This is a genomic window from Lysinibacillus macroides, assembly GCF_001281525.1.
GTDB lineage: Bacteria > Bacillota > Bacilli > Bacillales_A > Planococcaceae > Lysinibacillus > Lysinibacillus macroides.
In genome coordinates this window covers 14,512-27,116 of sequence record NZ_LGCI01000006.1, presented here as the reverse complement: position 1 = coordinate 27,116, position 12,605 = coordinate 14,512, and the positions used below count along the sequence as shown (strand labels likewise).

Genomic DNA, 12,605 nt, shown 5'->3' with positions numbered 1-12,605 from the left:
GCATCTCTCGCTTCAAAATGTGTTGCATCAAAACTAAGGTGTTCCTCTTCAAGAAAACCTTCTGTAAAGGCAGCTTGAATAAGTTCATCGTGCATGCGATCTAAGACATCTGATTGACTAATCACGTCGACCATACGTGAATACGAGGCTTCAGATGGCACCGTGTCCGAAACTAAAAAGCCACAATCTAAGCGAAAGACGAAATCATGCGTTAATCGATTGACCAAATCTTTAACGGTAGGGATACGCTCGACAATGCGGATCATCAATGATTGAATCATCGCACCGTAGTTTAATTCTCGTGGAGCACCACGCATCGTCTTCTTTCGAAATAGTTGAAAGATTGGCTGCACATCGAAAGTGGCTAAAATAGCATCAAAACGACGAGAACTTTCCATTTTCAATAATTCACGGATGTCAAATAGGCTCATTTGTTTTACAATAGTCATGAGGCATCATTCCTTTTCGGTGGGTTGTTTAGTCGCTACCATTATACCGAATTTGGGGAGGTGCCTCATTTTTATTTAATTTTAGCCCTTGATATTAAAGGGATTAGAATTATGAAATTAACTCAATTAGATAATAAATTAGCATTTTATAGAAATGTTCAGATTTTTTAGTTGAGCTTTAGTAAGTTGAAAGTGCCAAAAATAAAGCAGGCGATAACGATAAATAATACTACTTAATTTTATTCGAGATAAGGCAACAGTAGCTGTTGTTGCTTTTGAAACAAGTAGCAATAAATTAATTTTAATGATGAAAAATATAATTATTATCTTCTCTTCTCTTCTTCATTTTTGAAATATTTCTAATAAAAAACGGGCATAAAAAGCACTAATTTTATATAAAAGATAATAAAAAAACACGATTTTAGTTAATAAATTAGTTCTTTAGGAAAAATGTTCAGATTTTGTTTAGAGAGACTATAGTAGATTGAAATATGGCGATAGTAGAAAAATAGAAGGGAGTGAAAATCCTTGAGATAGACAATAAAAAAGAATAGGAGGAGAAAGGATGCAAACTATAAAGAAACAGAAAAAATGGTGGAAGCGTTCAATTGCCGTCATGCTTTCACTAACACTTGTGACAAGTAGTGTGACGATGATAGGTGGAACTGAAAAAGTGCAAGCAGCAGGTTCTGCCAACCCTGGTGGTATAAGCACTCAACCTGTGCTGTGGTTAAAGGCAGATGATGGAGTGATCGAAAGTAACGGGAATTTAACAGATTGGGTAGATCGATCAGCAGCACCTGTTGATTTTACACTCGATGTACCAGCTGGACAAGAGGCAAGAATACCAAAATATAATGAAAATGGGGTAAATTTTAACCCGAGTGTGCAATTCATTAATAATGGAAGTCGTGCACATTATGGGTTTTCAGCTAAACTTATTGGGGATACCGAAATTAGTGTCAAATCAGGATATGCAGTGTATAAGTGGTCAAATAGTGGTGATGCTGGTGCATTAGTAGGAAGAACAGAAAATAAAGCTACGAATAATACAATTATTTTAGGTGGAGAAGGTAACTACTATGCAACCGGACCAGGCGTAGCGGGAATTTACAGTTATTTTGGAGCCAGTAAAGCAAGAGAACAGCATCAAATAGTTAACTATGAAATAGAAAATGCATCATCACAAAGAGCAAGGATAGATGGAAGAGAAATAACAACTTGGAATAGGAAGGATAATTTTGAAATACCAAAATTCACACCAGTTATTGGAGCTACTGCAGGGACAAATACAACCTATAACTGGTATGGTCTTAATGGACAAGTTGCCGAAATTATTTTATATGACGAGTTAACAAGCGATGAAGGAGCAAAAATCGAAACATATTTAGCTATTAAATATGGTATTACATTAGGTGAAGGTAATGTTGACTATATAGCAACGAATAATGCGACTGTTTGGTCTGTTAATAATGTATACAAACATAATATTGCAGGTATTGCTCGTGATAATGCTCAAGGTTTACATCAAAAGCAAAGCTATAGCATCAATACAGGTACACAGGTTGCGATAGGTATAGATACATTAAGGGAAACAAATGCAAACAACCCTGCACAGCTTACAGATGAGCAATATCTTGTTTGGGCAGACAATGGCGAGGACTTAACATTCACACAAGCGATTTCAAATACAACAGCAAAGTACCATGCTGAGCGTGTATGGAAAGTGCAAAATACAGGATATGTTGGCCAAGTGCAAATTGCCATTCCAGCAGATGCCGTTGAAGAAGATATAACGCTTCTAGTAAGCGGTTCTGAAAATTTCGATATCAGTCAAGAACGATCATTAAATAAAATCACATTAAATGGTGTGGATTATTATGCGGCTAAAGAAACTTTAACAGATGGACAATATTTTACATTTGCAGCACCTGCTCCAAAACCAACAGGAGCAACGATTAAAGAAACAGTAGTGAATAATAATCAAATTACATTAATATTTGATAAAGAAATAGAACCAACAAATTCAGCAGGATTTACAGTTGAAGTTGATGGGTTTGCTATTGATTTAACAGGCTCAACTTTTACAGTGGATCCTAATGATAAAACAAATTTAGTTATTACATTACCCAATGGTACAAATGTGATGAATAAAGAAGTGAAAGTTTCCTACGATGCTAGTCAAGGGAGTTTAATAGGGGTAAACGGTGCGCCTGTAGATGCTTTTACAATGGAAGTGGAGGATGCATTTAATTCAGCTTTGCAAATCAAAACGCCAACAGAGTTGAAACAGCCCGGTACATCAACTATTACAACATCCACACCAACATTTGGTGGGACAATGCCAACAAGTACAACAGCAGATACAACGACAATTGATGTGGCACTTGTCAATATAGCAGATCCAGCATCTTCTATTGAAGGTAATCTCGTTGCGGATCCAATAACAGGTGAGTGGACATTTGTTCCGACAAATCCGTTACCAGACGGCACATATACATTGACTGTAACGGTAACAGAAGGAAATAAAACAGCGGTTAAAGAGAAAACATTTATTGTATTAACAACGCCGTTAGTGGATAAAGTTCCCCTAATAGCTAAGGTAAATGAAGAAACACAGGTAATAGCAGCAGGACCATATACGCCAGCAACTTGGGCAAATTATCAAACTGCTTTACAACATGCAAAGGATACAGTAAATAATCCAAATGCAACACAGCAACAAGTGAATAATGCATTAGCACAATTAACAGCAATACAAAATGAGCTTGTAAAAGTTGGGCAAGGATTAAGTGATTTAACACCATCAATAGGCTCGTTAAGCCCAAGCTTCCAAACAGATACAACAGATTACACAATGAATGTCGGTTATCCAACATCAGCGATTGACTTTACAGCAATTCCAGTCGAAAATGGTGCAACCGTGACAACAACTGTAAATGGGCAGCCAGGCACACTCAATCAAATTCCGCTTCAGGTAGGCTGGAATACGATTGTTATGACAGTAACGGATGCAAACGGCAATGTGAAACAGTATACAATTAAAGTCTACCGTGAAGCAAGTTCGGGTAGCGGTGGCAATACGGGTGGAGGCGGTACAACAACGCCAGCACCAACCCCGACACCAGAAGCGCCAAAAGAGACAAAAACAATCATCCACGTTGATTTAGAGGTGGATGGCGAACATCCACTAGAAAAAACAACGGTGGAAATTGAGCGCACAACCCATCCAGATGGTCGTGTGACAGACTTTGTCAACTTAACACCTGCCCAAGCTTTAGAGGCAGTAGAGAAGGCAAAAGAAATTGATAATACAATTGCACGTATTGTCATTCCCGATGTACAGGATGCCGTGGATCAAGTGACAGTGGAGGTACCAAAAGAATCCCTACAAATTTTACGTGACAATGGCTTAGATTTAGAAATTGCCACAGACAATGCCCATATCGCCATTCCAAATAGCTCGATGAATGGGGTAGACGATCACTTCTATTTCCGCTTAGTCCCTGTGAAAAAAGAAAGCGAACGTCAGGCAATTGAGGAGCGTGCCCGTGCAGAGCGTGTGGTACGTGAAACGTTGGCAAGTAATGATGTGCATGTGGTCGCACGTCCAATGACGATTGAAACCAACTTATCGTCTCGTCCAGTCGTGGTGACATTACCATTGCGTGATGTGACTTTGCCAACAAATGCAGCGGAGCGTCAAGCCTTTTTAGCTAGTTTAGCTGTATTTATTGAACATACAGATGGCGAGAAAAAGGTTGTTCATCCTGAAGTGGTAACGATGCAGGATGGCAAGCTTGGTCTACGCTTTACAGTAGAGAAATTCAGTACCTTTACGATTATTCAGGTAGCCAAGGAAGCAGAGGGTACACATACCGCGTATATCCAGGGCTTCCCAGATGGCACGTTTGGTCCGGATAAAAACGTAACACGTGCACAAGTAGCATTCATGCTAGCACGTATTTTAGGCTATACAGAGGAACAAGTAAATCAAGCCCCCTTTAAAGATGTCCAAACCAATCATCCAGCAGCAGGCGCGATTGCATTTGTCAAGGAACAGGGTATCATGAACGGTGATAATGCAGGCAACTTCCATGCAGGGGCGAACATTACGCGTGCGGAAATGGCAACGGTCGTATCGAACTTTAAAGAACTAGCTGTGGAAGAAAATATCGCCCTAACATTCAAGGATACAAAAGGACACTGGGCACAGTGGATCATTGAAGCAAATCATGCAGCAGGCATTATCAACGGGTTAGAAAATGATCGCTTCGCACCAAATGAAGCTTTAACACGTGCACAGGCAGTAGTCATGATTAACCGCATGTTTGAGCGCGGTCCATTACATGGTGTTACTACACCAAGCTTCCCAGATGTCAAAGCCACTCACTGGGCATTTAAAGAGATTGAAGAAGCAGCAAGCACACATTCTTATTATATCGATGAGGATGGTAACGAGCAGTTGGCACAATAAGGAAAACAGGCTAAGGACAACCCTTAGCCTGTTTTTTTAGGTTATATGAGGAATTACCATATAAAGAGCTAGTAATAGACTATAGGTAAATTTAATCAATTTGAAGAAATTTTTAGTTTTTAACCTAATTTTAACCTTCTAGGAGTAATGTGCTGTGTAAACCAATACATTTTAAAGGAGGGTTTACGAATGGAGCCATACGTTGGGGAAATTCGAATGTTCGCAGGTAATTATGCTCCGCAAGGATGGGCTTTGTGTAATGGTCAAATGATGTCGATAGCTGAAAATGAATTGCTCTATTCCTTAATTGGTACAATTTATGGTGGGAATGGGCAAACAACATTTGCATTGCCCAATTTCCAAAGTAGGGTCGTGGTGCATCAAGGTCAAAATCCACTGACTAGCACAAATTTTGTGATGGGGCAGGCAGGAGGGGTAGAAACTGTCACTTTAACATCTGCTCAACTTCCTGCGCATACACATCAAGCAATAGCCTCTTCACTTGAGGGTACAGCTCCTAGTCCAGAAAATGCTGTGTGGGCAAAGGGTATACAATATTCTACTCAACCACCGACTAGCACAATGAATCCAACTATTATTTCAAGTGCTGGAGGAAGTACTTCTCATAATAATGTAATGCCCTTTTTGACAATTAGTTATATGATCGCGCTTTATGGTATTTATCCAATAATCGAATAGGGGGTATGAAAAGATGAGTGAACCATTTTTAGGGGAAATTAGACTATTTAGCTTTGGGGGAGTACCAAGAGGATGGATGAGATGTGATGGGCAAGTATTACAAATTAATACCCATCAAGCCCTGTATTCATTAGTAGGAGCCACTTATGGTGGGAACGGCGTCACAACATTTGCATTACCTGATTTAAGAGGGAGAGTGCCTGTCCATGTAGGAAATGGCGTTACGCTTGGACAAAAGGCTGGGGAAGAGATACACACATTAACGATTAATGAAATGCCAGCTCATAACCATGTTGTCAATGGTGGCTCAGAAAGTGCTACATTGAGAGCGGCTGCTGGTCATGTATGGGGAGCTACTTTGAAAGATACTTATGAAACTGCACAGCCTAGTACACAAATGAATATGCAAGCTTTATCAACAACAGGCAACTCACAGCCACATCAAAATATGCAGCCATTTAGTGTAGTAAATTATTGTATAGCGATTACTGGGATTTATCCAACAAGAAATTAAGAAAGAGAGAAGGTGAAGAAAAATGTCAGAAGCTTATATTGGAGAAATTAGACTATTTAGTGGTAATTTTGCGCCGAAAAATTGGGCTTTGTGTGATGGTCAGCTATTATTAATTGCCTCGAATACGGCATTATATGCTATTTTAGGCACAATATACGGCGGGGATGGTAAGGCAACCTTTGCGTTACCGAATTTAAATGGTAGGGTAGCGATTCATCAAGGCACAGGGGCAGGGCTAACGCCAAGAAATGTAGGAGCGTCTGGAGGCACAGCTACTGTTACTCTATTAACAACCCAAATGCCTAATCATAACCATCTAGCTACTTGTAACAATACTCAGACATCAAATACTGACCCCACTGGAGCACTATGGACTGAACAACAAGGGAGGGGCTCTGTTCCTGCCTATACAACACAAGTAAATACACCAATGAGTCCATTGGCGATTAATATAACTGGTGGGAACCAACCGCATAATAATATGCAGCCATATTTAGGGCTAAACTTTATTATTTGCTTAAATGGGGAATGGCCTCCTAAAGGTTAGGAATGAATGAAATGAAAGGTGTGAAATCATTAAGAGGGAGCAGTATAAAAATGAGGAAAAAGATACTAATCATAACTTTATGTTTGCTATTAATTGTTTCTAGTCAATTGACAAGTATCTTGTTTGTTTCGCCTTTAACAGCAAAGGCAGCTAGTTGTGGAGCAGCTAATTATCCAGTATGTGTGCAGGATTTAACACAGGCTAATTGGATAGATGATACAACGAATGGATTTGAGGTATCTGGCCCTGACCTTAGTTTGTTCAAGTATGGTAATGACCCAAATTCCCCTGTTGGTTATTATTTTGATGCGGATTACTATGCAACGCCAAAATCCATTAAAATTTCAGCAGGGGAGGGGTTTGCTGGTGGTATTTTTGATTTACAAACGCTAACGATTAATACAACGAATGTCCACGATGAAGATGACATTTTTTCCTTATCTATTCAAGGTCTTGATACGGCAGGAAATCCTAAGGGAAGCCCAGTACTCTTTTCGACAGTTAAATATCAAGGTCCTGTATATAATATACCTGTTAATTTACAAGGGATTCATGCCTTTGAAATTACGGCCAGTGTTAAGTATATAGAAAGGATACAGGCAGGGCTATGGGATTTGGTATTTACACAATTTACGATTGATATTCCAGCTAATAATCCGCCAACAGTATCAACAGGGGCTATTACTGCTTCCAATATTACTGCAACAGGCGTGACATTGGGCTGGACTAAGGCATTTGATGATCTAACAGCTCAAGAGAATTTAGCATATCGTGTCTATCAATCTAGTAGTAACAATATGGATACGGTGGATGCCATTGAAGCAAATGGGACACCATTAGAAAATGACTATACGAAAGATATTCATTCTTTTAATGTGACAGGACTTACAGCTAACACAACCTATTATTTTAATATTATTGTACAAGATGCGGATGGCAATAAAAGTGCCTATACAACACAGCAGGTCACAACGCTTCCATTAAATAGACCGCCAACATCCAGCAATGGAACTGTGAATGTAAACGAAGGGCAAGTATATATATTTAACAGCGCTTCCTTTGCATTTCATGATGAGGATGCTGGCGATAGTTTGCAACACATTCAAATTGTAACCATCCCGAATAGCGGACAGCTTTATCTTGATGATAATAACAATCAGCAAATGGATGCTGGGGAAGCTCTGTCAAATGGAGCAACGATTAGCAAGGTTGATTTAGATGCGGGGAAATTAAAATATCTAACAGAAAATAGCTCTTCCTCATCTTTTTTATTTATAGTAAGTGACGGTAGTGATGATAGCAGTGCTTATACGATGAACTTAGCTGTTAGTACACGTCCTGCTGTAACAATTTCATCAGCAGTACCTAGTCCAACAAATAGCAGTCCAATTCCCATCAGTATTGTTTTCAGTGAGTCTGTGACTGGTTTTACATTGGGGGATATAGCTATGACAAATGGAACTGTTCAATCCCTTACAGGGGGTGGGACCTTATATGTTGCGCAAATAGTACCGAGCGCAGATGGCACTGTAAAAATCCAAATTCCTGAAAATATTGCGACTACAAGCAGTGGGGCATTCAATCAAGCATCCATAGAGTTCGAAATAATCTCTGATCGTACCCCACCTACAGATATTATGCTGAGTAATAGCACTGTACAGGAAAAGAAGTCCATTGGTACAACTGTTGGCACATTGACGGCAACGGATTCAGGAGGCCCTCAAGCCTTTACGTATTCACTAGTATCAGGTGATACAAATTTCTTTGAGATTGACGGCAATGAATTAAAAACGACAACGGTATTCACCTATGATGCGAAAAATAATTATCAAATTACGATTAGAGTAACAGATGGGGCTGGCAATATATTCGAGAAGGAATTGACAATCGAAATTACGAAAAATCATCCACCAATGGGCTCTATTACGATAAATAATGGAGCAGGTTATACAAGTTCTACTAATGTAATCTTAACAATGACGGCAAGTGATACAGAAGGAGAAGCAATCACAATGCGCTTTTCAAATGATGGTACTACATGGTCTAGTTGGGAATCATATGCATCGACGAAAAGTTGGACATTAACAAATGGTGATGGTAGTAAAACCATTTATATGCAACTAAAAGATACCACTGATAATATATCAAATACATTATCAAATACAATTATATTAGATACAACACCGCCAGTCATAACAGGCGTTACGAATAGTGGTGTGTATAACGCAGATGTAACAATTAGCTTTAATGAAGGAACAGCTACATTAAATGGAGCAGCCTTCACAAATGGAACGACTATCAGTACATCTGGAAATTATACTTTAGTAGTAACAGATAGCGCAGGTAACACAACAACTATTACATTTGCCATTGATAAAACACCGCCACAAGCAACAGAGGTCAATATTCAATCCAATCATGTAGACCCGACAAAGGCTAAAATAGGCGATACAATTACGTTAACAGTAGAAACAGATAAAAATATCCAAGCACCAGTAGTGACGATTGCAGAAAATACGGCAACTGTCACTGGAGCGGCACGAAATTGGCAAACAACATATGTTATCGAAGAGGGCGATATCGAGGGAGCAGTACCTTTCACATTGAATTTTCAAGATTTACTCGGTAATACGGCAATAGAGGTAACAGCCGTTACGGATGGAAGCTACGTTATAGCAGATAGTACAAAGCCAGCTTTAGATCAGGTAACGATGACCTCTAATAATGCCAATCCAGCAGTTGCAAAAATAGGTGACATCATTACAGTAGATGTTGTTGCGAGTGAGGATATTCAACTGCCACTTGTAACGATTCAAGGGCAACCTGCAAATGTACATGATAAAGATGATGGCGATGCCAAGACTTGGCAAGCAAGCTATACATTGCAGTCAGGAGATGCTGATGGCGCTGTTTATTTTACAATTGATGTTCAAGATTTAGCAGGGAATTTAGGTTCACAAGTAACAGAGGTTTCTGCTGGAGCAATTGTGATAATTGATAAAAATCCACCACAAGCAACAACGTATTCTCCAGCACATCAAGCAATGGATATAGAGCCTACAGATAATTTAGTATTAACTTTTGATAAGAGCGTTGTACCTGTAGCAGGCAAAAATATTATGATTCGCAATGCTTCAGACAATCAAATAATTGAAACAATTGAGGCTACACAGGCAAATGTTTCAGTAGCAGATAACATTGTAACGATTAATCCTACAATGGATTTCGCCTATCAGACAATGTATAGCATCGAAATTGAGGCAGGGGCATTTATAGATCTTGTGGGTAATGCTTATGAAGGTATTATAGATCATACGATATGGAATTTTACGACAAAGGCACAGCCAACATACACGGTTACGTATGTAGGTAATGGAGCTGAGGGAGGAAACGTTCCAATCGATTTGAAACAGTATCAATCACAAGAAACAATTACTGTTTTGGGGAATACAGGGAATCTGGTGAAAGCAGGATATACTTTTGTAGGATGGAATACGAAGGCTGATGGTAAAGGGGTTATGCATAAAGCTGGGCAAACAATGCAAATGGGAGAAGAGGATGTAGTATTGTTTGCTTTATGGTCGAAAAATACTATACCAAATAATAATGGGGGATCATCGACTTTGACTTCAAGTCCAGACCCAGTTACTCCAAGTGATCCATCCCATGTAAGTATTATAGACCCAAACAATTTAGACAAAGTATTAGCGCAAGCTATTGTAACGCGTGAAGACAACAATGGTAGTTTGATAGATACCATCAATGTTACTGCAAACAATATAGATGAACTGTTACAACAGCTAATGAACAGAGAAGATAGAAGCTTTAATATTGTGATCCCAGACTCAGAACCATCGGCTAATGAAACAAAAGTAATACTTGCGAAGGAAGCGGTTGAACGATTGGTCGAAGGTAAGCTAAACTTTGGGATAACGATGGGAACTGTTAAAATTGAAGTTCCGTTTACTTCAATAACGGATTTTAATGAGGCTATCTATTTCTATATTACCCCTGTAAAGGATACATCATTACAGAATGCTATTGAAGAACGCGCTCAACAAAGAAATAATTCACAGCTAGCGCTTATGGGTCAACCAATAACGATTACGACAAATCTACAAAATCGTGATGTAACATTATTACTACCGTTACCAATAAATCTGTCATCCATACAGCAGGAAAATATACTAGTGTATGTAGAGCATAGTAATGATACAGTTGAATTTCTACATGATGGACGCTTAGTGGAATTCGATAAGGAGCAAGTAGGTGTTGCCTTTGATGTCCAGCATTTCTCTACTTTTTCTTTATTATATAGAGAACAGGAAGATGAAATAGAACAGGAACCAATAGAGCTAGAGAGAAAGCCTGCCCCATATATTCAAGGCTATGAGGATGGTACTTTCCGTCCAAATGCAAAGGTTACACGTGCACAAATGGCAGCAATGCTGGCAAGGAATTTAAGTGATAATCATGTACCAGCAGCATTCCAGCTATTTTATACAGATATAGCCAATTCATGGGCTAAAAATGATATTGAATATATCCGAACAAAAGGAATTATGCATGGACTTGGTGACCATTCATTTGGACCAAATGATAGTATGACAAGAGCCCAAATGGCAGTCATTGCAGTACGCTGGGTGAATAAGCAATGCACAGAGATGTCTACAGCTCTCTCGTATTGTGAAATGACAGCAAACGATACAACGTATACAGATGTGGCATCAACACATTGGGCAGTAAATGAAATTGAGCGTATTAGTCAAATGGGCATCATGGTTGGCTCAGGTGACGGACAATTCAAACCAGAGGAGAAGCTAACACGTGCGCAGGCAGTAAAGGTGTTGAATCGAATCTTTGCTCGTTCAATCTCGACAGAAGAAAAGGAACAAATTTTCAAGGATATTCCGAAAGGACATTGGGCGTTCTTTGAAATTCAAGCAGCCACAGCGAAATAATATGAAAATAATAAGCATGCTAATAGGTTAGATAATCATCTAACGTTTAGCATGCTTTTCTTATTGGCAGCAATTATATTACTACAAAGTACTATGCTGTATAGATGGAAGGCTTTCAAAAACGGATGAACGAATGATGACGAATCAGGTTGAAGGTATGCATCTATTATTGTCTACTTACAGGTTACATAAGCTACTATTAATAATATTCTTTCAATTGTACTAGTTTTTATGATGTTGATTAAGATTTTTCTTATTGTTTGAGGCGTTGATCCAAAAGCTTTTTTCCCCAGATGTTTTTTCGAATACAGATGACTTGTAGCACCCGCAATATACCAATAATAATGCCACATCCGAGTATGAAATAACTACCTGCAAAATTCCTTTGATTGATATAGTAATTCTACTATCTCCAAAATCTGAACAATCGTTTACATCTTATCGTGAATAACACGGTAATTATCATTTAGAGATAATTTAGCGTGTAAAAGTACAAAATTTAAACGAAGTTAGAAAGATAGGGAGAGAATCTCATCAATGCCTGTTTTTCTATACAATAAAAAAGGTGGACGTCTAATATACGTAAAGACGCTGTACTTTTGGTACAAAAATACCACCAAGAATAAATTAATAAAGAATGTATGTTCTGTTCAGATTTTGTTTAGGTACTTTTTGATAAACTTATTAGAAAAAGCTTAAAGCTGAGTTTTTAAAATAAAGGGAAGAACGAGTGCTGAAAAATAGCATAGTTCTACAATCAGCCCTCGCTACTGTAATAGCAACTACTGTGTAGACGATTATTACACTAGTTACGACAAAGGCAAATCTCGATAAAAAAATAGTGAGAGATGTAAAATCGTCCTTCTACAATTATAAAGAGATCTACGTTAATTGAACGTGGTTTTGTCCCTAGTTGTCCAGAAACCTATGGGATTATTAATGCTTGCTCAGGCTAGGC

6 protein-coding genes are annotated in these 12,605 nt (G+C 38.7%); 5 read left to right on the top strand and 1 reads right to left on the bottom strand.

Features of this window, described 5'->3' with window-relative positions; all coding sequences use genetic code 11:
* On the bottom strand, positions 1-449 hold a 449-nt coding region (locus tag ADM90_RS24485; protein ID WP_327037012.1), incomplete at its 3' end, for a transposase.
* A gap of 565 nt (positions 450-1,014) precedes the next feature.
* Here ADM90_RS24485 and ADM90_RS23800 point away from each other — a divergent pair.
* The 5 genes from ADM90_RS23800 (at position 1,015) to ADM90_RS10375 (ending at position 11,647) form a co-directional block, all read left to right on the top strand.
* Entirely contained in the window at positions 1,015-4,926 is a 3,912-nt protein-coding gene (locus ADM90_RS23800) for an S-layer homology domain-containing protein (RefSeq protein ID WP_083448520.1), read from the top strand.
* Positions 4,927-5,115: 189 nt separating this feature from the next.
* Entirely contained in the window at positions 5,116-5,625 is a 510-nt protein-coding gene (locus ADM90_RS10390; RefSeq protein ID WP_053994961.1) for a phage tail protein, read from the top strand.
* A 13-nt stretch (positions 5,626-5,638) separates the two neighbouring features.
* Positions 5,639-6,139, top strand: a complete 501-nt coding sequence (locus ADM90_RS10385) for a phage tail protein (protein WP_053994960.1) — start codon at positions 5,639-5,641, stop codon at positions 6,137-6,139.
* A 22-nt stretch (positions 6,140-6,161) separates the two neighbouring features.
* Complete coding sequence (locus ADM90_RS10380; protein WP_053994959.1) at positions 6,162-6,686, top strand: phage tail protein; 525 nt, start codon at positions 6,162-6,164, stop codon at positions 6,684-6,686.
* Positions 6,687-6,736: 50 nt separating this feature from the next.
* Positions 6,737-11,647, top strand: a complete 4,911-nt coding sequence (locus ADM90_RS10375) for an S-layer homology domain-containing protein (protein WP_053995219.1) — start codon at positions 6,737-6,739, stop codon at positions 11,645-11,647.
* The last annotated feature ends 958 nt before the right edge of the window (positions 11,648-12,605 follow it).

Excerpts from the sequence above, each read along its gene's own strand:
- ADM90_RS23800 (WP_083448520.1), top strand. The coding sequence starts at position 1,015 with ATGCAAACTATAAAGAAACAGAAAAAATGGTGGAAGCGTTCAATTGCC.
- ADM90_RS10390 (WP_053994961.1), top strand. The coding sequence starts at position 5,116 with ATGGAGCCATACGTTGGGGAAATTCGAATGTTCGCAGGTAATTATGCT.
- ADM90_RS10385 (WP_053994960.1), top strand. The coding sequence starts at position 5,639 with ATGAGTGAACCATTTTTAGGGGAAATTAGACTATTTAGCTTTGGGGGA.
- ADM90_RS10380 (WP_053994959.1), top strand. The coding sequence starts at position 6,162 with ATGTCAGAAGCTTATATTGGAGAAATTAGACTATTTAGTGGTAATTTT.
- ADM90_RS10375 (WP_053995219.1), top strand. The coding sequence starts at position 6,737 with ATGAGGAAAAAGATACTAATCATAACTTTATGTTTGCTATTAATTGTT.